The organism is Pseudomonas sp. R1-15, assembly GCF_051132085.1.
Lineage (GTDB): Bacteria > Pseudomonadota > Gammaproteobacteria > Pseudomonadales > Pseudomonadaceae > Aquipseudomonas.
Genome location: NZ_CP071660.1, coordinates 5,653,407 through 5,673,924, shown reverse-complemented (window position 1 = coordinate 5,673,924; position 20,518 = coordinate 5,653,407). Strand labels below are relative to the sequence as shown.

General features: G+C 64.0%; 17 protein-coding genes. 15 read left to right on the top strand and 2 right to left on the bottom strand.

The window, feature by feature from the left end:
* Positions 1–73: 73 nt before the first annotated feature.
* Positions 74–1,045, bottom strand: coding sequence for a glutathione synthase (gene gshB, locus J3P97_RS25625; RefSeq protein ID WP_434673025.1), 972 nt, complete (start codon positions 1,043–1,045; stop codon positions 74–76).
* 223 nt (positions 1,046–1,268) lie between these two features.
* Here gshB and J3P97_RS25620 point away from each other — a divergent pair, with 223 nt between their 5' ends.
* The 15 genes from J3P97_RS25620 to madM all read left to right on the top strand — a co-directional run bounded on the left by J3P97_RS25620 (position 1,269) and on the right by madM (position 19,245).
* Positions 1,269–1,697 carry a response regulator gene (locus J3P97_RS25620; RefSeq protein WP_434571200.1) on the top strand — a complete coding sequence of 143 codons (429 nt, stop codon included), beginning with the start codon at positions 1,269–1,271 and terminating at the stop codon, positions 1,695–1,697.
* 48 nt (positions 1,698–1,745) lie between these two features.
* Positions 1,746–2,111, top strand: a complete 366-nt coding sequence (gene pilH / locus J3P97_RS25615) for a twitching motility response regulator PilH (protein ID WP_186612056.1) — start codon at positions 1,746–1,748, stop codon at positions 2,109–2,111.
* Between the two features lie 10 nt (positions 2,112–2,121).
* Positions 2,122–2,661 carry a chemotaxis protein CheW gene (locus J3P97_RS25610; RefSeq protein WP_434571202.1) on the top strand — a complete coding sequence of 180 codons (540 nt, stop codon included), beginning with the start codon at positions 2,122–2,124 and terminating at the stop codon, positions 2,659–2,661.
* Positions 2,662–2,814: 153 nt separating this feature from the next.
* On the top strand, positions 2,815–4,875 hold the full coding sequence (locus tag J3P97_RS25605) for a methyl-accepting chemotaxis protein (RefSeq protein WP_305498193.1): 2,061 nt from the start codon (positions 2,815–2,817) through the stop codon (positions 4,873–4,875).
* Between the two features lie 185 nt (positions 4,876–5,060).
* Positions 5,061–10,982: an Hpt domain-containing protein gene (locus tag J3P97_RS25600; RefSeq protein WP_434673024.1), complete on the top strand. Its 5,922-nt coding sequence runs from the start codon at positions 5,061–5,063 to the stop codon at positions 10,980–10,982.
* Complete coding sequence (locus tag J3P97_RS25595) at positions 10,975–11,436, top strand: chemotaxis protein CheW (RefSeq protein ID WP_434571205.1); 462 nt, start codon at positions 10,975–10,977, stop codon at positions 11,434–11,436. Before J3P97_RS25600 ends, J3P97_RS25595 begins: the two co-directional genes overlap by 8 nt.
* Positions 11,437–11,992: 556 nt before the next feature.
* A complete protein-coding gene (gene mdcA, locus J3P97_RS25590; RefSeq protein WP_305498198.1) occupies positions 11,993–13,663 on the top strand; it encodes a malonate decarboxylase subunit alpha in 1,671 nt (556 codons plus the stop codon).
* Positions 13,664–14,539 carry a triphosphoribosyl-dephospho-CoA synthase gene (locus J3P97_RS25585; protein WP_434673023.1) on the top strand — a complete coding sequence of 292 codons (876 nt, stop codon included), beginning with the start codon at positions 13,664–13,666 and terminating at the stop codon, positions 14,537–14,539.
* The gene (locus J3P97_RS25580; protein ID WP_305498200.1) at positions 14,539–14,838 is read left to right on the top strand and encodes a malonate decarboxylase subunit delta; all 300 of its coding nucleotides are present in this window, start codon (positions 14,539–14,541) and stop codon (positions 14,836–14,838) included. The genes J3P97_RS25585 and J3P97_RS25580 overlap by 1 nt, the downstream gene beginning before the upstream one ends.
* Positions 14,831–15,682, top strand: a complete 852-nt coding sequence (locus J3P97_RS25575; RefSeq protein ID WP_434602110.1) for a biotin-independent malonate decarboxylase subunit beta — start codon at positions 14,831–14,833, stop codon at positions 15,680–15,682. Before J3P97_RS25580 ends, J3P97_RS25575 begins: the two co-directional genes overlap by 8 nt.
* Positions 15,679–16,482 carry a biotin-independent malonate decarboxylase subunit gamma gene (mdcE, locus tag J3P97_RS25570; protein WP_434571210.1) on the top strand — a complete coding sequence of 268 codons (804 nt, stop codon included), beginning with the start codon at positions 15,679–15,681 and terminating at the stop codon, positions 16,480–16,482. The genes J3P97_RS25575 and mdcE overlap by 4 nt, the downstream gene beginning before the upstream one ends.
* The gene (locus tag J3P97_RS25565; RefSeq protein WP_434673022.1) at positions 16,476–17,099 is read left to right on the top strand and encodes a malonate decarboxylase holo-ACP synthase; all 624 of its coding nucleotides are present in this window, start codon (positions 16,476–16,478) and stop codon (positions 17,097–17,099) included. Before mdcE ends, J3P97_RS25565 begins: the two co-directional genes overlap by 7 nt.
* Entirely contained in the window at positions 17,096–18,016 is a 921-nt protein-coding gene (gene mdcH, locus J3P97_RS25560; protein ID WP_434673021.1) for a malonate decarboxylase subunit epsilon, read from the top strand. Before J3P97_RS25565 ends, mdcH begins: the two co-directional genes overlap by 4 nt.
* A 66-nt stretch (positions 18,017–18,082) precedes the next feature.
* Positions 18,083–18,475: a malonate transporter subunit MadL gene (gene madL / locus J3P97_RS25555; protein WP_434627410.1), complete on the top strand. Its 393-nt coding sequence runs from the start codon at positions 18,083–18,085 to the stop codon at positions 18,473–18,475.
* Between the two features lie 5 nt (positions 18,476–18,480).
* A complete protein-coding gene (gene madM / locus J3P97_RS25550; RefSeq protein ID WP_434673020.1) occupies positions 18,481–19,245 on the top strand; it encodes a malonate transporter subunit MadM in 765 nt (254 codons plus the stop codon).
* A gap of 112 nt (positions 19,246–19,357) precedes the next feature.
* On the opposite strand, the gene J3P97_RS25545 is transcribed toward madM, so the two are convergent.
* Complete coding sequence (locus J3P97_RS25545; protein WP_186707073.1) at positions 19,358–20,272, bottom strand: LysR family transcriptional regulator; 915 nt, start codon at positions 20,270–20,272, stop codon at positions 19,358–19,360.
* Positions 20,273–20,518 lie beyond the last annotated feature (246 nt).

Genomic DNA, 20,518 nt, shown 5'->3' with positions numbered 1-20,518 from the left:
TTTCACAGGCCGGGCATGATAACGCAATGTTGGTTTTTAGCTTCAAGCCTCAAGCTGCAAGCGACAAGCTGCATCAGACTTGCCGCTTGTGGCTTGCCGCTTGCAACTGCTTCTCGATGGCATCCATCAGCATCCCGCCGATGTCGGTGCCAAAGGCATTGTCGATCTCGCGGATGCAGGTCGGGCTGGTGACGTTGATCTCCGTCAGGTGCTCGCCGATCACGTCCAGGCCGACGAACAGCAGGCCTTTCTCGCGTAGCGTCGGGCCGACCTGGGCGGCGATCCAGCGGTCCTTGTCGGTCAACGGGCGGGCTTCGCCACGGCCGCCAGCCGCCAGGTTGCCACGGGTTTCACCGGCCGCCGGGATGCGGGCCAGGCAATAGTCCACCGGCTCGCCGTCGATCATCAGGATGCGCTTGTCGCCGTCGACGATGGCCGGCAGGTAACCCTGGATCATGATCTGCTGCTTGCCATGCAAGGTCAGGGTTTCGAGGATCACCGACAGGTTCGGATGGCCGGCGGTGTGACGGAAGATCGACGAGCCGCCCATGCCGTCCAGCGGCTTGAGGATCACATCGCCGTGGTGATCGGCGAATTCGCGCAGCACGTCCGGGCGACGGCTGACGATGGTCGGCGGCGTGCACTGCGGGAACAGCGTGGCGAACAGCTTCTCGTTGCAGTCGCGCAGGCTCTGGGGCTTGTTGACCACCAGCACACCGGCGCTTTCGGCCTGCTCCAGCAGGTAGGTGGAGTAGACGAACTCCATGTCGAACGGCGGATCCTTGCGCATCAGGATCACGTCCAGGTCGCTCAGCAGCGCGTCGCTTTCCGCGCCCATTTCGAACCACTTCTCAGGGTTGGCGAAGACCTTCAGCGGCTTCATTCGCGCGCGCGCCTGGCCCTCGGCCTGGTAAAGGTCGCGCTGTTCCATGTAGAACAGCTCCCAGCCGCGCTTCTGAGCGGCCAGCAGCATGGCCAGCGAGCTATCCTTCTTATAGGAAATGCTGGCGATTGGGTCCATGACAATGCCGACGCGTACGCTCATGGCTTGGTTCCTCGAAAATGGGGTGGGCACGAATGGCTTGAAAAGTGGCGTCAGAGTGGCGCCCCGAAGTTTGGCGGTCAAGGAAAAACCGCCGTGCCGAGCGGCTGATAGATCGGCGATGGAGACTGTGCTAAAAAGGCTGCCATGTGACGTGCGGGCCTTGAACATCAAGGGTTTGCGCTGTCGATCACACTTACGCGTTAAAAACCGGTTTGCAGTGGCAATGGCAGAGCATCTCACGCAGCAGCAACCCAGCGCCTTGAAGGTCATGGTCATCGACGACTCGAAGACCATCCGCCGCACCGCCGAGACCTTGCTGCGCAACGTTGGCTGCGAGGTCATCACGGCGGTCGATGGTTTTGACGCCATGGCCAAGATCGTCGACCACCATCCGGGCATCATCTTTGTCGACATCATGATGCCGCGCCTGGACGGTTACCAGACCTGTGCCCTGATCAAGAACAACAGCGCCTTCAAGGCGACGCCGGTGATCATGCTGTCGTCCCGCGACGGTCTGTTCGACAAGGCCAAGGGGCGCATCGTCGGCTCCGATCAGTTTCTGACCAAGCCTTTCAGCAAGGAAGAATTGCTGGGCGCGATACAGGCCCATGTCCCGGGTTTTGCCGCTGTCCAGCCGCACCAGGCACATTAATGACGCTCGGCCTTCGGCCTGGGGTCTACAGAAGAAATGGGGAACACCATGGCACGAGTTCTGATCGTCGATGATTCGCCGACCGAAATGTACAAATTGACCGGCATGCTGGAAAAGCACGGCCATCAGGTCTTGAAAGCCGAGAATGGCGCCGACGGCGTGGCCCTGGCCCGCCAGGAAAAGCCCGACGCGGTGCTGATGGACATCGTCATGCCCGGCCTCAACGGGTTCCAGGCCACGCGCCAGCTGACCAAGGACCCCGACACGGGGCATATCCCGGTCATCATCATCACCACCAAGGACCAGGAAACCGACAAGGTCTGGGGGACCCGCCAAGGGGCGAAGGACTACCTGACCAAACCGGTAGACGAAGAAACCCTGATCGCGACCTTGAACAAAGTACTGGCGGGTTGAACGCGCGGCCATGAGCCACTCCCTGACCGCATTCGAACTGTTGCTTCAGATCGATCGGCGCTGTCGGCTGCTGGGCGCGGACCTGCCGTCCCAGCCAACCCATCGCGACAGCTGGAGCGGGATCGGTTTTCGCCTCGGCGAGCATTGGTACGTGGCGCCCATGGGCGAGGTCAGCGAAGTGCTGCACGAGCCGCGCTACACGTCGTTGCCCGGGGTCAAGCCATGGGTTCGCGGAGTGGCTAACCTGCGCGGGCGTTTATTGCCGCTGATGGACCTGTGCGGTTTTTTCGGTCACGAGCTGTCCAGTGTGCGCAAGCAGCGGCGGGTGCTGGTGGTCGATAACGAGGAAGTCTTCGCCGGCTTGCTGGTGGACGAAGTCCTCGGGCTGCAACATTTCGCCCAGGGCAGCCTGGAACCGGTTTTGCCTGGCTACCTCGATGGCCCGGAATCGGCCTTCGTCCAGGGCCGTTTTCCTGGCGATCGGCAGTGGCAGGTGTTCAGCCCGTTTGCCGTGACGCGTTCGCCAGGGTTCATGAATGTGGCGGTTTAACAGGCCGCAGCGCGGCCTCTGTGGGAGCGAGCTTGCTCGCGAAGGCGCCAGTACAGTCAACATTGATGCAAGCTGTACCGCCGCTATCGCGAGCAAGCTCGCTCCCACATTGGAATGGCAGTGGTTTGAGGTTTTGGGGACAGGCGAGTACCGATGATCAAAGCAAAAACAGGCAAGCCTCTGGAAGCGTCGCGCAGTCGGTCGCAGATCATCGTGCTGTTCGTCGCGCTGATTGTCTTCATCATGCTGTTATTCGCCAACTTCGCGTACCTCAACACCCAGTCCACCTATGACAAACAGTACATCGGCCACGCCGGTGAGCTGCGGGTGCTGTCCCAGCGCATTGCCAAGAACGCCACCGAAGCCGCGGCCGGCAAGGCCGCCGCGTTCAAGTTGCTGAGTGATGCGCGCAACGATTTCGCCCAGCGCTGGGGTTACCTGAAGCAGGGTGACCCGGTGACCGGCCTGCCTCCGGCGCCCGCCACCCTGCGCCCGCAGATGCGCGCGGTACAGCTGGACTGGGAGCGCCTGCTGAAGAACACCGATGCGATTCTTTCCAGTGAGCAGACCGTCCTGTCGCTGCACCAGGTGGCGGCAACCCTCGCCGAAACCGTGCCGCAACTGCAGGTCGAATACGAAAAAGTTGTCGAAATCCTCTTGCAGCGAGGCGCCCCGGCCTCACAGGTGGCCATGGCCCAGCGCCAGTCACTGCTGGCCGAGCGGATTCTCGGCGCGGTGAATACCGTATTGGCCGGCGACGAGAACGCCAGCCAGGCTGCCGACACCTTCGGCCGTGACGCCGCGCGTTTTGGCCAGGTGCTCAATGGCATGCTGCAAGGCGACCCGACCTTGAAGATCCCCCAGGTCCAGGATCGTGACGCCCGGGCGCGCCTGACGGAAATCAGCGAGTTGTTCGAATTCGTCTCGGGGTCGGTGGACGAAATCCTCGAGACCTCACCGGAGCTGTTCAAGGTCCGCGAGTCGGCGGGCAACATCTTCAACCTGTCGCAGACCCTGCTCGACGAAGCCTCTCACCTGGCCACCGCTTTCGAGAACCTGGCCGGCGGTCGTTCCGTCAACAGCATCGGCGGGTATGTGCTGGGCCTGCTGGCACTGATGTCGATCATCCTCATCGGCCTGGTGATGGTGCGTGAAACCAACCGCCAATTGCGCGAAACCGCGGAAAAGAACGAGCGCAACCAGAACGCGATCATGCGCCTGCTGGACGAAATCGAGGACCTGGCCGATGGCGACCTGACCGTCACCGCCTCGGTCACCGAGGACTTCACCGGGACCATCGCCGATTCCATCAACTATTCGGTGGACCAATTGCGCGATCTGGTGGCGACCATCAACCTCACGGCCGGCCAGGTGGCCGCCGCCGTGCAGGAAACCCAGGCCACGGCGATGCACCTGGCCCAGGCGTCGGAACACCAGGCCCAGCAAATTTCCGAAGCTTCGACTTCAATCAATGAAATGGCCCAGTCCATCGACCAGGTATCGGCCAATGCGGCCGAGTCGTCGGCGGTGGCCGAGCGCTCCGTGGAAATCGCCAACAAGGGCAACGAGGTGGTGCACAACACCATTCATGGTATGGACAACATTCGCGAGCAGATCCAGGACACCGCCAAGCGCATCAAGCGCCTGGGCGAGTCGTCACAGGAAATCGGCGACATTGTCAGCCTGATCGACGACATCGCCGACCAGACCAACATCCTTGCGCTCAACGCGGCGATCCAGGCCTCCATGGCGGGCGATGCCGGCCGGGGTTTTGCGGTGGTGGCCGACGAAGTGCAGCGCTTGGCCGAGCGCTCCTCGGCGGCCACCCGGCAGATCGAGACACTGGTGCGGGCGATCCAGGCCGACACCAACGAAGCGGTGATCTCCATGGAGCAGACCACCACCGAGGTGGTGCGCGGTGCCCGACTGGCCCAGGATGCCGGCGTCGCCCTGGAGGAAATCGAGGGCGTTTCCAAGACCCTGGCGGCGCTGATCCAGAGCATCTCCAACGCGGCGCAGCAACAGACCACCTCGGCGGGACAGATTTCGCTGACCATGAACGTGATCCAGCAGATCACCAGCCAGACCTCGTCCGGCTCAACCGCCACGGCCGAGAGCATCGGCAACCTGGCAAAAATGGCCAGCCAACTGCGTCGCTCGGTGTCCGGGTTTACCTTGCCCGCGGCGCCTGTGGCGGATGAGGATAAGGTGTGATTGGGCTGCTGGGAGGATATGTCCCTGTGGCAAGGGCGCTTTTGTGGCGAGGGAGCTTGCTCCCGCTGGGGGGCGTAGCCGCCCCAAAGATTTTGTGAGCGCTGCGCACTCAAGCGGGAGCAAGCTCCCTCGCCACGGAGTCCTCGGCCGTACCACAGGCATACGCCTGTTGATTTGGAGTGGTTATGGGTGATCGGCACGACTACGTGGCCCTGGAATGGGTCAAGGGCGAGATTGCCGAAACGCTGAAGCAGGCCCACCTGGCCCTCAATCGCCTGGTGGACGACCCCCAGGCGTCGGATGCGCTTGTCCAATGCCTGGCCTGCATTCACCAGGTCCATGGCGGCCTGCAGATGATCGAATTCTACGGCGCGGCGTTGCTGGCCGAGGAAATGGAGCAACTGTGCAGCGCGCTGCAGGACAACCGCATCGCCCACCGCGAGGAGGCGATCAGCCTGTTGCGCCAGGCCCTGGGCCAGTTGCCGGTCTACCTCGAGCGGGTGCAGGGTGCTCGTCGCGACCTGCCGCTGGCGGTGCTGCCCTTGCTCAACGACCTGCGCAGTGCGCGGGGCGAAAGCCTGTTGTCGGAGACCAGCCTGTTCAGCCCGGAACTGCCCGATATCGCGCCGCTGGGCGAGGACGCCTTGAAGCGGCTCGCGCCGGCGGACCTGCCGGGCACCTTGCGCAAATTGCGCCAGACCCTGCAGGTGGCCCTGGTGGGCCTGTTGCGCGAGCAGGACGACGCGACTCACCTCGGTTACCTGGCCAAAGTCTTTCAGCGCCTTGAAGCGCTTTGCGCCGCAGCGCCGCTCAATGCGTTGTGGCAGGTCGCTTCGGCGTTGGTCGAAGGCATGCGCGAGGGGCGTATCGCCAACAGCCCGGCGCTGCGCAGCCTGTTCAAGGATGCTGACAAGGAACTCAAGCGCTTGCTGGAGCAAGGCATGCCCGGCATCAACCAAGCGGCCCCGCCACACCTGCTCAAGAGTCTGTTGTTCTATATTGCCAAGGCCGAACATCCCAGCGGGCAGATGCAGATCATGAAAGAACGCTACTCACTGGACGATGCGCTGCCCGACAGCGCCATGGTCGACGAAGAACGCGCGCGCCTGGCCGGGCCCGACCGCGATGCCATGCGCTCGGTGCTGGCAGCGCTCTGCGAGGAGCTGGTGCGGGTCAAGGAGCGCCTGGACCTGTTCGTGCGCAGCGACCGCCAGCATGCCTCGGAGCTGGACAGCCTGCTGGCGCCCCTGCGGCAGATTGCCGACACCCTGGCGGTGCTGGGTTTCGGCCAGCCGCGCAAGGTCATCATCGATCAACTGGCCGTCGTACTGAGCCTCGCCCAGGGCCAGCGCGAGCCTGATGACGCGACGCTCATGGACGTTGCCGGGGCCTTGCTGTATGTCGAGGCAACCCTGGCCGGAATGGTCGGCACCGTCGAGCCTGAAAGCCGCGAAGACAATCGCCTGCCGACGACCGACCTGACCCAGATCCATCAGATCGTGATCAAGGAAGCCCATACCTGCCTGCAACAGGCCAAGGACATGATCGTCGACTACATCGACGCACACTGGAACAGCGCGCAGCTTGAGCCATTGCCGGCGCTGCTGACCCAGGTCCGCGGGGCGCTGGCGATGATTCCCCTGAGCCGCGCCGCCCGCCTGGTGGAGGCTTGCAACGATTTCATCCGTGAACACCTGCTGCTCGACCCTGCCCAGCCGGGGTGGGAAGCACTCGATCACCTGGCCGATGTGATTACCGGCCTGGAATATTACCTGGAGCGTTTGAGCGAAGACCCGTTGATGCCGGCCGAGAATCTGCTCGACGGCGTCGAGCGGAGCCTGGGCGCCCTCGGCTACTTTCCCGACGAAGCCCGCGTGCCCTTGCTCGATGACCGGCTGAGCCCGAACGAGGCCCAGGTCATGCAGGATTTGCAGGAACTGGACGACCCACAGACTGTGCAATCCCTCGCTGATGTTCTGGCCAGCCCGGTCTCGGCGGTCAACCCGCCGGCCAAAGGCATGCCCGGCAGCCTGCTGCCGCCGCCCGTGGATGAGCATCCGGTGGACGACGAGCTGCGGGAGGTCTTCCTCGAGGAAACCGACGAGGTGCTCGATGTCCTGCGCGAATACCTGCCGCGCTGGGCTGCGCAGCCCGACGACCAAGGCGCGCTCACTGAGCTGCGCCGGGCCTTCCATACTCTCAAGGGCAGCGGCCGGATGGTTCGGGCGCTGGTGCTGGGTGAGTTGGCCTGGGCGGTGGAAAACCTGCTCAACCGCGTGCTGGAGCGCAGCGTCGAGCCGGGCGCTTCGGTTCGGCAAATGCTTGAGGACGCGGTGCGATTGCTGCCGGAACTGGTCGCTGAATTCGCTGCCCAGCGCCAATGCCAGCGCGACGACGTCGACCGTCTGGCCGCTCGCGCCCATGCCTTGGCCAAGGGGGGCGATGAGGAAGACGACGACCAGCAGGACGTGGTCGCTCTCGACCCCTTGCTGCTGAAAATCTTCGACAACGAAGCCCAGGGGCATCTGGCCGCGCTTGATCGATTCCTCGATCTGGCCGCCGAGCATCTGCCATTGCAGGCCAGCGACGAGCTGCAAAGGGCCTTGCACACGCTCAAGGGCAGTGCATCGATGGCCGGTGTGCTGCCGATCGCCGAACTGGCCGGGGCGATGGACGAGATGGCCCGGGAATACAAGGCGCACCTGATCGCTTTCGACCTGGATGAGATCGAGCTGCTGCTGGAGGCTGAAGGGTTGCTGCGCCGCGGTCTGCGCCAACTGCATAACGAGCCGCTGGCAGCGATTCCCGGCGCCGCGGACCTGATCCAGCGAACCCAGGCACTGTCCGTCGAACGCCTGCAAACGGCTCTCAACACGCCGGACCAGGGCGTGCGGACCAAGCGCGACCCGCAATTGATCAACAATTTTCTCGCCCAGGGCATGGATATCCTGCTGGACGCTGAGAACCTGCTGCGGCGCTGGCAGCAACAACCCGGCGAGGGCCAGGAGCTGAGCGCGCTGCTCGATGAGTTGACCACCCTTGGCGAAGGCGCGCATCTGGCCGACCTGCACCCGGTGGACGAGCTCTGCGAAGCCTTGCTGGACCTGTATGGCGCCGTCGAGGAGAGCAGCCTGGCGGTCAGCGACAGGTTTTTCCATGAGGCGCAGCTTGCTCACGAAGCGTTGATCGACATGCTCGACGAATTGGCTGCCGGCCAGCACGTGCGTGCGCAACCTGCCCGGGTGCAGGCCCTGCGCAGCCTGCTCCAGGAAGGCCTCGACCCGACGGCCACGGGACTGATCCGCAGTGACGGCAGCCGCACGTTGAGCATCCGCGAGCTGGGTCATGCGACGGCTGAGATGGAGCGCAGCTCGCCGGCGGCTGTTTCGGTGGATGACGATATCGCCGCGATCTTTCTCGAAGAGGCCCAGGATATTCTTGAAAGCGCCGCACAGGCCTTGCGGCGCTGGCTCGCCGACCCGGAGAACGGCGCGCCGCTGTCCTCGCTGCAGCGTGACTTGCACACCCTCAAGGGCGGCGCACGCATGGCGGATGTGCGGCCAGTGAGCGACCTGGCCGGGGAGCTCGAAACCCTATACGAAGGACTGGTGGATCGCCGCTACAGTTACAGCGAGGAGCTGGCGCAACTGCTCAACAGCAGTCATGAACGCCTCGATCTGTTGCTCGGGCAACTGCAGCAAGGCCAACCGCTGGGCGATCCCGTGGCGTTGATCGACGCCATTCATCGTTTCCGCCAGGACAAGCCGAACGCCATCGAGGTGGCGGGGCATCGGCAAAATGACACGGCGGGCCATGATCCGGAGTTGCTGGAAATCTTTCTCGAGGAAGGTTTCGATATCCTCGACAGTTCCGGGGCGGCGTTGCAACGCTGGCAGGAAGAGCCGTCGAACCGTCAGGCGGTGGAAACCCTGCTGCGCGATCTGCACACCCTCAAGGGCGGCGCGCGGATGGTGGAGATCGGGCCCATCGGCGACCTTGCCCACGAACTGGAGAACCTTTACGAAGGGTTGTCGGCGGGCCTGTTACAACCGAGCCCGGCGCTTTTTGCCTTGCTGCAAGGCAGCCATGACCGGCTGGCCCATATGCTCGACGCCGTCCGTGCCGGGCAGCCGTGCCCGCCGGCCGACCGGCTGATCGCGCAGATCCAGGCGGTCAATCATCCGCAGGACAGCGAGGCGCCCCAGGTCGTTATGCCGGTCGAGCCGGCACCGGCCCAGGTCGCGCCGCCGATGCGAGCCGAGCCCGCCGCGCCGGGCGATGGCGCGGACATGGTCAAGGTCTCTGCCGAACTGCTCGACGATCTGGTCAACCTGGCCGGGGAAACGTCGATTTTCCGTGGGCGCATCGAGCAACAGGTCAACGATGCGCGCATCGCCCTGAACGAGATGGAAACGACCATCGAGCGCATGCGCGATCAACTGCGACGCCTGGATACCGAAACCCAGGGGCGGATTCTCAGCCGCCAGCAGGTGGACGCCGAGCGACTGGGCTATGAAGAGTTCGACCCGCTGGAAATGGATCGCCATTCCCAGCTCCAGCAACTGTCCCGGGCGCTGTTCGAGTCTGCCTCGGACCTGCTTGACCTCAAGGAAACGCTAGACCGCAGCAACCACGACGCCGAAAACCTGCTGCAACAGCAGGGGCGCATCAACACCGAGCTCCAGGAAGGCCTGATGCGTACGCGCATGGTGCCGTTCGAGCGCATGCTGCCGCGCCTCAAGCGCATCGTCCGGCAGGTGGCGCAGGAGCTGGGCAAGGACGTCGAGTTCGTGGTCGACAATGCCGAAGGCGAGATGGACCGCAACGTGCTCGAACGCATGGCGGCGCCTCTGGAACATATGTTGCGCAATGCCGTTGATCATGGCCTGGAGCCCGCCGATGTGCGCATCGCAGCCGGCAAACCGGCGCGGGGACGCATCAGCCTGGATCTGTCCCGCGAAGGCGGCGACATCATTTTCGACATCCGTGACGACGGCGCCGGGGTGCCATTGGACGCGGTGCGGCGCAAGGCGATAAAGCGTGGGCTGCTGGCGCCCGACAGCGACATCAGCGACCGCGACGTGCTGCAGTTCATCCTGCAGCCAGGTTTTTCCACGGCGGAAAAAATCACCCAGATCTCCGGGCGCGGCGTCGGCATGGACGTGGTCCACGAAGAAGTGCGGCAACTGGGCGGCAGCATGGTCATCGATTCGACGCCGGGTAAGGGCGTGCATTTTCGTATCCGGCTGCCATTCACCGTGGCGGTCAACCGGGCGCTGATGGTGCAGTGTCACGAAGATCAATACGCCATCCCGCTCAACACCATCGAGAGCATCGTCCGGGTATTGCCCGCCGAACTGGATGGCTACTACCAGCTCGATCCGCCGACCTACACCTACGCCGGGCAACGTTATGAGTTGTGCTACCTGGGCGAGTTGCTGAAAACCGGGGCCCGCCCGAAATTGCTCGGCCAGAGCCAGCCATTACCGGTGCTGCTGGTGCAATGCAACGACCGACACGTCGCCGTGCAGGTAGACGCCACCGCCGGCACCCGGGAAATCGTGGTCAAGAGCCTCGGCCCGCAATTCTCGGCGGTCCAGGGCTTGTCCGGGGCAACGATCCTGGGGGACGGCCGGGTGGTGCTGATCCTCGACCTGCTCGCGCCGATCCGCGCCTTGCCCAACCAGGCGGCGCGCCGTCCGGCCGTGGTGCAAGGCGAGGGCGAGCAGCAGCGGCCTTTGCTGGTGCTGGTAGTGGACGATTCGGTAACGGTGCGCAAGGTTACCAGTCGCCTGCTGGAGCGCCACGGCATGCATGTGCTCACCGCCAAGGACGGCGTGGACGCCATGGCATTGCTGGCCGAACATTCGCCAGACCTGATGCTGCTGGACATCGAGATGCCCCGCATGGATGGTTTCGAAGTGGCGACGCAAGTGCGCAACGACCCGCGCCTGGCGCATCTGCCGATCATCATGATCACCTCCCGCACCGGCCAGAAACACCGCGACCGCGCCATGGCCATCGGCGTCAACGACTACCTGGGCAAGCCGTACCAGGAGTCGGTGCTGCTCGACAGCATCGCCCACTGGAGCAAGACCCATGCATGAGCACCGCACCAGCCATCTCACTGGTTTGTTGCTGCCCCTGGCCGACCGTCACCTGATCCTGCCGAACGTGGCCGTGGCCGAGTTGATCGACTACCAGAGCAGCGTGTTCGATCTGGACACCCCGCCCTGGTTCCTGGGCTGGGTAAGCTGGCGCGAACGGCAGATCCCGCTGCTGAGCTTCGAGTCGGCCTGCGGCCAGAAGACCGTGATCGGCGAGCGCGCCCGCATCGTCGTGCTCAACGCCCTGGGCGGCCGCCCGGAACTGCGTTTCATCGCGCTGCTGGTCCAGGGCATCCCGCGCTCCTGCAAGCTCGACACCCAGTTGAGCTACGTCGACGTGCCGCTGTGCGGATTGGAGCAGGCGGCCGTGCAAGTGGGCGAGCATGTGGCGAAAGTGCCGGATCTGCTGGCGTTGGAAGAGTTGGTGGTTGCGGCGGGGTTGGTAAGAGCCTGAGTCAGCCATCTGACTAATGTAGGAGCGAGCTTGCTCGCGATAGCGGTGGGTCAGGCGACATCAATGTCGACTGTTGCGCAGCCATCGCGAGCAGGCTCGCTCCCACAGGGGTACGTGGTGAGCATTGAAGTTCAGGCATGCCACTAACCCGGCGTCGCCTCTGCCAGCGATTGGTCCCAGACTGGGACCGATAAGTCCCTTTTAAGGACTCGCTATTAATACTGCACGGAAACTCGCCGCACTCGGTGATCAATGCCCGCTCTCGTCGCCGCTTCGCGCCCAACGGGTGGTGCGACGTTTCGCTAAATCCCCTCGCCACAGGATCAGAGGTCAACCTCAAACCCTGTGGGAGCGAGCCTGCTCCCGATAGCGTAGTGTCAGGCGACATCAATGTTGGCTTTTACACCGCCATCGCGAGCAAGCTCGCTCCCACAGGGTCGCATCAATCCGGGCTAACCATTACTCCCACCGTAACGATCCGCCGCCGAGCTTGATTGATGCCCACGCCACAACACTCCTAAGGTGAGCTCCACGACAGCGAACCCGTGGAGTGGTCATGACAACAACAATATCCCCCGACTCGCGATGGACGCGGCGGCGCAGCGAAAAGCAGCGGCGCCTGGCGTTGGTGAAGGGGCTTGCCGACGGTGTGGTCCTGCCCACCGACAAGATCGTCGCGGCGCTGGAGGCGTTGATCCTGCCCGGCGACCGTGTGGTGCTGGAGGGCAATAACCAGAAGCAGGCGGATTTCCTGTCGCGTTCCCTGGCGAAGACCGATCCGGGCAAGCTGCATGACTTGCACATGATCATGCCCAGCGTCGGCCGGTCCGAGCACCTGGACCTGTTCGAGCGCGGCATCGCCCGCAAGCTCGATTTCTCCTTCGCCGGCACGCAGAGCCTGCGCATCAGCCAATTGCTGGAAGACGGCCTGCTGGAAATCGGCGCGATCCACACCTACATCGAGCTCTACGCCCGGCTGGTGGTCGACCTGATTCCCAACGTGGTGCTTTCGGCCGGTTTCATGGCCGACCGCGCCGGTAATATCTATACCGGTCCCAGCACCGAAGACACCCCGGCGCTGATCGAACCGGCGGCGTTCAGCGACGGTATCGTCATCGTTCAGGTCAATCAGTTGGTGGACGACGTCAGCGACCTGCCCCGCGTAGACATTCCAGCATCCTGGGTCGACTTCGTGGTGGTGGCCGACAAGCCGTTCTACATCGAGCCGCTGTTCACCCGCGACCCGCGCCACATCAAGCCCGTGCATGTCTTGATGGCAATGATGGCGATTCGCGGGATCTACGAAAAACACAACGTCCAGTCGCTCAACCACGGCATTGGTTTCAACACCGCCGCCATCGAATTGATCCTGCCGACCTACGGCGAATCACTCGGACTGAAGGGCAAGATCTGCCGCAACTGGACGCTCAATCCGCACCCGACGCTGATCCCGGCCATCGAAAGCGGCTGGGTCGAGAGCGTGCATTGCTTCGGCACCGAACTGGGCATGGAAAACTACATCGCCGCCCGGCCTGACGTGTTTTTTACCGGGCACGACGGTTCGCTGCGTTCGAATCGAATGGTTTGCCAACTGGCCGGGCAGTACGCGGTGGACCTGTTCATTGGCGCCACCTTGCAGGTGGACGGCGACGGCCATTCCTCCACCGTGACCCGAGGCCGACTGGCCGGTTTCGGCGGTGCGCCGAACATGGGCCACGACCCGCGCGGTCGCCGTCACGGCACGCCGGCCTGGCTCGACATGCGCCATGGCGACGGCGAGGCGCCGCTGCTCGAACGCGGCAAGAAACTGGTGGTGCAGATGGTCGAGACGTTCCAGGAGGGCGGCAAACCGACCTTCGTCGACACCCTCGACGCGGTGGACGTGGCGAAGAAAGCCGGCATGCCCCTGGCGCCGATCATGATCTACGGCGACGACGTCACCCATTTGCTGACCGAAGAAGGCATCGCCTACCTGTACAAGGCCCGCTCCCTGGAAGAACGCCAGGCAATGATCGCCGCCGTGGCCGGGGTCACCGCCATCGGCCTGCGCCACGACCCGAAAGACACCGCGCGGATGCGCCGCGAAGGGCTGATCGCCTTGCCCGAAGACCTCGGCATCCGCCGCACCGACGCCACCCGCGAGTTGCTCGCGGCCAAGAGTGTGGCCGATCTGGTGGAATGGTCCGGTGGCCTCTACAACCCGCCCGCCAAGTTCAGGAGTTGGTAAATGCGCGCCCTGAATCTGCAACCCGGAACTTTATCCCTGGCTGAGCGTTTGGCCGACCTGGCAGTGGACGCGTTGATCGATGAAGCCGACCTCTCGCCCAAACCGGCCTTGGTGGACCGTCGCGGTAGCGGCGCCCATAGCGATCTGCACCTGGGCTTGATGCACGCTTCGGCGTTGTCGTTGTGGCCGGCATTCAAGGAAATGGCCGAGGCCGCGTTCGACTGTGGCGAGATCGGCTTGCCACTGCGTGAAGCCCTGGGGCGCATCGGGCGGGAAGGTGAAGCCGCGATGCTCACCACCACGGGCGGTGTGAATACTCACCGGGGCGCGATCTGGGCCTTGGGCCTGTTGGTCGCCGCGGCGGCGCTGGAACCTGAGTCCAGTGGCGCTGGCGCCGTCACGTTGCGTGCCGCCCGCCTGGCCTTGCTCAACGACCGTCATGCGCCTCAACCCTTGAGCCACGGTGCCCAAGTGGCCCAGCGCTACGGCGCCCGCGGTGCCCGGGAGGAAGCGCAACTGGCATTTCCGGCGGTGACAACCCTGGGCCTGCCGCAACTCAAGCGCAGCCGCGCGGCCGGCGTCGGCGAACAGAACGCCCGCCTCGACGCCTTGCTGGCAATCATGACCCGCCTGGCCGACACCTGCGTGCTCTATCGCGCCGGCGAAGCGGGTTTGCAGGCGATGCAGCAGGGCGCCAGGGCGGTGCTCGACGCCGGAGGCAGTGCGAGCCTGGGCGGTCGTCGCCAGCTGCACGTGCTGGACCAACAACTGATTGCCTTGAACGCCTCGCCCGGCGGCGCTGCCGACCTGCTCGCCGCTTGCCTGTTTCTCGACCGTATCGAGCGCAGTGATGGCCTCTTCCCAGGAGTGTGCTGATGCAAACCTTATCCTTTGAATTCACCGCCGGGCAGCCGCCACGGGGCCGGGCGCTGGTCGGCTGCGTCGGCTCGGGCGATCTCGAAGTGCTGATCGAGCCCGGGCTGGCGGGCAAGCTGACCATCCAGGTGCAGACCTCGGTCAATGGCAGCGAGCAACGCTGGCAACACTTGTTCGCGCGCATGTTCGACGGCCAGACGCCCCCCGCGATGGCCATTGAAATCCACGATTTCGGCGCCACCCCCGGCGTGGTGCGCCTGCGCCTGGAACAAGGCTTCGAGGAGATCGGCCATGACTGACAGCGCTGCGTTGCTCAACAAGCACAGTTTCGTCGAACTCGGCGCCCGGCAACGGGCCAAGGCCTTGCTCGATGTCGGTACGTTCCGCGAATTGCTCGACCCGTTCCAGCGGATCATGTCGCCGTGGTTGCTGCGCCAGGGCGTGGTCCCGCAAAGCGACGACGGCGTAGTGATCGCCAAGGGTGAGCTAGACGGTTTGCCGGTAGTCATCGCCGCCATTGAAGGCGCGTTCCAGGGTGGCAGCCTCGGTGAAGTCGGCGGGGCAAAGATCGCCGGTGCCCTGGAGCTGGCGGCCGAGGACAATCGCAAAGGCATCCCGACCCGCGCCGTGTTGCTGCTGGAAACCGGCGGCGTGCGTTTACAGGAAGCCAACCTCGGGCTCGCGGCAATTGCCGAGATCCATTCGGCGATTATCGACCTGCGCCAATACCAGCCGGTGGTTGGCGTAGTCGCTGGCAGCGTCGGCTGTTTCGGCGGCATGTCCATCGCCGCCGGGCTGTGCAGTTATCTGCTGGTGACGCAGGAAGCGCGGCTGGGGCTGAACGGTCCGCAGGTGATCGAGCAGGAAGCTGGCATCGATGAGTACGACTCCCGCGACCGTCCGTTCATCTGGAGCCTGACCGGTGGTGAACAACGTTTCGCGACCGGGCTGGTGGACCGCTACGTCGCCGATGACGTGACGCAGATTCGTCGTCAGGTCTGCGAACTGTTGCATCTGGGTGTGCCCACTGAACACCGCAGTGGCCAAGCCAGATTGTTCCTCCAGCGCCTGTCGCGCCTGGACACCGAGGTGCAAATCGAACCGGCAGCGGTTCGCCAGTTGTATCAGGGAGAACGTCCATGAATACATATTCTTTGAGGGGCCTGCGCTGGTTCGAGGCCTTGAGCGGTGGCGTCAAACCGTTGGAAGGCTTGCCTGCTTCGCTGAAAGTGGCCGATGTCCAACTCGGCGAACAAACCGCGCGTCTATTGGCTGTCGTGGCCGATCCCGCCAACCGTTTCCCTCGGGCGCGCAATGGCGAAGTCGGTTTGCTCGAAGGCTGGGGGCTGGCCAACGCCGTGGACGACGCCATCGAGGCCGATCGCAACGCGGCCAGCAAACGTGTGCTGATCGCCATCGTCGATGTGCCGAGCCAGGCCTACGGTCGGCGTGAGGAAGCGCTGGGCATTCATCAGGCTTTGGCCGGCGCGGCGGACAGTTATGCCCGGGCCCGACTGGCCGGGCATCCAGTGATCGGTTTGCTGGTAGGCAAGGCGATGTCCGGTGCGTTCCTCGCCCACGGCTACCAGGCCAACCGGTTGATCGCCTTGCGCGACCCGGGCGTGATGGTCCATGCGATGGGCAAGGCTTCGGCAGCGCGGGTCACCCTGCGCAGCGTCGAGGAACTCGAAGCCCTGGCCGCCAGCGTGCCGCCGATGGCCTACGACATTGACAGTTTTGCCAGCCTTGGACTGCTCTGGGAGACCTTGTCGGTCGAACAGATCGAGCAGCCGACGGCGGCGGACCTGGCGCGGGTGAGCGACTGCTTGCTCCAGGCAATCAACGACGTGGCGGGCACGCCTCGGGATCTCAGCGGTCGCCTGGGCGCTGTTCACCGGGCAGCGTCCAGCCACGTTCGGCAATTGTTGAGGGCGCAATGGTGAGCATGCTCCTGGCCCATGACCTGCTCTGGGGGATGACTGCTTTGCAGTTGCCTGCGGATGCGCCGGGCTGGGCTGTCGAGTCGCTCGACCTCGGGCAACCGGTCGTGGTGCGCCGCGCGCTGTCCTCGCCTGGACACATCGCCGTGGGCATGCGCGGTCGCTCTCGCGAACAGCGCTACGCCGCATCAATGTCGGTGGCGGCGATCCAGCGTCGCGTGCGCCCGGAGGACCTCTGCCATGTTCAATCCCCGCGCGACCTCCCGGCCTTGCAAGCGCTGGCCGAGTTGCGCCCGCTGCTCGACGCCAGTGGCTGGGCCTGGGGTGTCAGCGGCAGCGCCGGGTTTGAACTCGCCACCGGTGTCGAGGCACTGCATGAGCGCAGCGACCTGGATCTGATTCTGCGCACGCCGCAGTGCCTGGATCGGCTCCAGGCCAAGGAGTTGCTGGCGCTACTGGATGCTTCGGTATGCGCCGTGGACATGCAGTTGCAAACCCCTTGCGGCGCCGTGGCCTTGCGCGAATGGGCGGGCTCGTCCCGTCGGGTCTTGCTCAAGGATGATGTTCAGGCCCGGCTGGTGGGCGATCCCTGGCAGCCTTCGTTGGAGCGGGTCGCGTGAGCAGCCTCTTCGTCTTTCCCGGCCAGGGTGCGCAGCGCGTGGGCATGCTTCATGGGGTGGCGCCGCGGATCCTGGACGAGGCGAGTGCTGTGCTCGGTGAGGACGTTTTGCGGTTGGACACTGCCCATGCGTTGCAATCGACCCGCGCCGTGCAGCTGTGCCTGTTGATCGCCGGCGTGGCGGCAGCCCGTCGGTTGCTGGAACAGGCTCCCGCGCCTGACTATGTGGCGGGCCTGTCCATCGGTGCGTATCCGGCGGCAGTAGTGGCCGGAGCGCTGGCTTTCGAGGATGCGTTGCGACTGGTCAGCCTGCGCGGCGAACTGATGCAGCAGGCCTACCCGCAAGGCTACGGCATGACGGCAATCATCGGCCTGGACCTCGCGGCCGTGGAAACCTTGCTGGCCCAGGTACACAGTGAAACAACGCCGGTCTACCTGGCCAATATCAATGCCGATAACCAAGTGGTCATTGCCGGCAGCGACGGCGCCATGGGCCTTGTTGCCGAAAAGGCTCGGAGCCAAGGCGCTGGCAAGGCCTGCCGGTTGGCGGTGAGCGTACCGTCCCATTGCCCGTTGCTGGAGGCGCCGGCCCGGACGTTGGCCGATGCGTTTGCCGAGGTGCCGTTGAAAGCTCCGACACTGGGCTATCTCAGCGGCAGTCGCGCCCGACCGGTGATAAAGGCCGACGCGCTGCGCGACGACCTGGCCTTCAACATGTGCCGCGTCGTCGACTGGCGCGGCACGGTGCAAAGCGCCTACGAGCGTGGCGTGCGTTTGCAGATCGAGTTGCCGCCCGGCGCGGTGTTGACCGGGCTGGCGCGCCGGGTGTTCGAGCAGGGCACCGTCATGGCTTATGACGGCGCGCGGCTCGACACCCTGCAAGCGCTGTTGCAAGAGGAGGGAAGCCGCCGACCCTAGACACCGACTCAAGCTGGCGAAGCACAAAAACAACAACTTCGACGATGCACTTTGAGGACTACAATAATGATTATCTATGGTGTGGCGTTTCTGGCTTTTTGTACCCTGGTGGGCATTTTCATCGGTGAGCTGCTGGGCAAACTGATTGGCGTACCGGCCAACGTTGGCGGCGTCGGCATTGCAATGCTGCTGTTGATTGGCCTGGGCAGCTACCTGAACAAGCGCGGCTTGTTCAAGGGCAAGTCCGAAGCTGGCGTGGAGTTCTGGAGCGCCATCTACATTCCGATCGTGGTGGCGATGGCGGCGCAGCAAAACGTCTATGGCGCACTGAAAGGCGGGCCGATGGCGATCCTCGCCGGGACCCTTGCGGTGGTGATTGCCTTTGCGTTGGTGCCGGTGCTGGTACGCATCGGCAACAAAGACCCTCAGGCCGATGTTTCCGTCAAGACGGTCGGGTGATTGCCATGTACGAATCCATGATGAAAGTCATCACCGGCTACGGTCTGATCAGCGGGTTTGCCATTGTCGGCATCACCATGTGGGTGTCCTACTGGATCAGCAACACCTTCACCAAAGGCCGCCTGCATGGTTCGGCCATCGCGATCCTGCTGGGGCTGGTGCTCTCGTATATCGGCGGTGCAATGACCGGGGGGCAAAAAGGTGTGGTGGACATTCCACTGCTTTCCGGGATTGGTTTGCTGGGCGGCGCCATGCTGCGGGATTTCGCCATTGTCGCCACGGCGTTCGGCGTGAGTGTCGAGGAGCTCAAGCGCGCCGGTTTCGTCGGGGTGCTGGCGTTGTTCGTTGGAGTCGGCACCTCGTTCATTGCCGGCGTCGGCGTGGCGATGGCCTTCGGTTATACCGATGTGGTGAGCCTGACCACGATCGGTGCCGGAGCGGTCACCTACATCGTCGGGCCAGTGACCGGGGCGGCGATTGGGGCCACTTCCGAGGTGATGGCCCTGTCCATTGCCGCCGGGTTGATCAAGGCGATCCTGGTGATGGTGGCGACACCGTTCGTGGCGCCGTACATCGGTCTCAACAACCCTCGTAGCGCGGTCATCTTTGGTGGGCTGATGGGCACCTCCAGCGGCGTGGCCGGCGGCCTGGCGGCGACCGATCCGAAGCTGGTGCCTTATGGCTGTCTGACGGCGGCGTTCTATACCGCCCTTGGGTGCTTGCTCGGGCCTTCGCTGTTGTTCCTGATCATGCGGGGACTGATGGGGTAGGGCTTCGGCTTTTCGCTAACCGCGCTGGCGCCTTCGCGAGCAGGCTCGCCCCCACATTGATTGGGTCCACCCTTGTGGGAGCGAGCCTGCTCGCGAAACGCGCGACTCGGTCTCAAGCCTGGCGATTGGCATACATCCGGCATTCCGCCAACAACGCCAGCAGGTTCGGGTCGCGCTCCTTGGCCTTGAGGAACACCACGCCGATGTGCTGCTGCAACCGGTACTTTTCCTGCAACGGGATCAGCTTCACCCGGTTTTCATACACCGCCGCAATCCGGCCTGGCAGCAAGGCATAACCCACCCCGGAGCTGACCATGCTCAGCAGGGTGAAGATGTCATTGACCTGCATCGCCACTTTCGGCTCGAACCCCGCCTGCTTGAACACCCGTACACCGTCCTGATGCGTGGCGAAGCCCTGGGTCAGGGTGATGAACGTCTCGTCGCGGACTTCGGCCAAGTCGACCTCGCTGCGTTGGGCGAAGGGCGAGTCGGCGGGCGTGGCGAGGAAGATGTCATCGGAAAACAGCGCGATCTGCTCGCAGTCCGGGTCGTTGACGCTGTCGTCCAGGGACACCAGGATCGCATCGACTTCCATGTTCTTGAGCTTGTACAACAGGTCGATGTTGGAGCCCATGATCAGATCGATGTTGAGCTCGCTGCGGCGGATCTTCAGGCCCATGATCAACTGCGGCACGGTCTTGACCGTCAGCGAATACAGCGAGCCAAGCTTGAAGCGCTCGGCGGAGAAGCCGGCGGCCTCGCGGGTCAGGCGCACACTGTCGACCACGTCCTGGATCAGCTTCTGCGCCCGTTCCTCCAGCACATAGGCGCTTTCCAACGGCGTGAGGTTGCGGCCTTCGTGCTTGAACAGCGGGCAGCGCAAGGCGCTTTCCAACGAGTGAATGGCCCGGTGCACGCTGACGTTGCTGGTCTGCAACTCGGCCGCCGCCCGCGCCAGGTTGCCGGTGCGCATGAAGGCCAGGAACACCTCGAGTTTCTTCAGGGTCAATTCTTCGTCGATGAGCATGGGGCGGACTCTTGTTCGTATGGCTCGATTGTGCCCCATGTCTTCCCGGCGACGCGATTTATGTGGCTAGGAAGCTGTTGTGGCGAGGGAGCTTGCTCCCGCTGGGTGGCGAAGCAGCCCCAAGAATCTTGTGAGCGCTGCGCACTGGAGCGCCAGCCCGGTCAAGCGGGAGCAAGCTCCCTCGCCACAGAGATCTTCACAGTTCAGTGTTAAGTAGGCTGGAAGCAAACCATTGCACTTTGACGC

Coding starts and splice junctions, on each gene's coding strand:
- gshB (WP_434673025.1), bottom strand. CDS start 1,045: ATGAGCGTACGCGTCGGCATTGTCATGGACCCAATCGCCAGCATTTCC.
- J3P97_RS25620 (WP_434571200.1), top strand. CDS start 1,269: ATGGCAGAGCATCTCACGCAGCAGCAACCCAGCGCCTTGAAGGTCATG.
- pilH (WP_186612056.1), top strand. CDS start 1,746: ATGGCACGAGTTCTGATCGTCGATGATTCGCCGACCGAAATGTACAAA.
- J3P97_RS25610 (WP_434571202.1), top strand. CDS start 2,122: ATGAGCCACTCCCTGACCGCATTCGAACTGTTGCTTCAGATCGATCGG.
- J3P97_RS25605 (WP_305498193.1), top strand. CDS start 2,815: ATGATCAAAGCAAAAACAGGCAAGCCTCTGGAAGCGTCGCGCAGTCGG.
- J3P97_RS25600 (WP_434673024.1), top strand. CDS start 5,061: ATGGGTGATCGGCACGACTACGTGGCCCTGGAATGGGTCAAGGGCGAG.
- J3P97_RS25595 (WP_434571205.1), top strand. CDS start 10,975: ATGCATGAGCACCGCACCAGCCATCTCACTGGTTTGTTGCTGCCCCTG.
- mdcA (WP_305498198.1), top strand. CDS start 11,993: ATGACAACAACAATATCCCCCGACTCGCGATGGACGCGGCGGCGCAGC.
- J3P97_RS25585 (WP_434673023.1), top strand. CDS start 13,664: ATGCGCGCCCTGAATCTGCAACCCGGAACTTTATCCCTGGCTGAGCGT.
- J3P97_RS25580 (WP_305498200.1), top strand. CDS start 14,539: ATGCAAACCTTATCCTTTGAATTCACCGCCGGGCAGCCGCCACGGGGC.
- J3P97_RS25575 (WP_434602110.1), top strand. CDS start 14,831: ATGACTGACAGCGCTGCGTTGCTCAACAAGCACAGTTTCGTCGAACTC.
- mdcE (WP_434571210.1), top strand. CDS start 15,679: ATGAATACATATTCTTTGAGGGGCCTGCGCTGGTTCGAGGCCTTGAGC.
- J3P97_RS25565 (WP_434673022.1), top strand. CDS start 16,476: ATGGTGAGCATGCTCCTGGCCCATGACCTGCTCTGGGGGATGACTGCT.
- madL (WP_434627410.1), top strand. CDS start 18,083: ATGATTATCTATGGTGTGGCGTTTCTGGCTTTTTGTACCCTGGTGGGC.
- madM (WP_434673020.1), top strand. CDS start 18,481: ATGTACGAATCCATGATGAAAGTCATCACCGGCTACGGTCTGATCAGC.
- J3P97_RS25545 (WP_186707073.1), bottom strand. CDS start 20,272: ATGCTCATCGACGAAGAATTGACCCTGAAGAAACTCGAGGTGTTCCTG.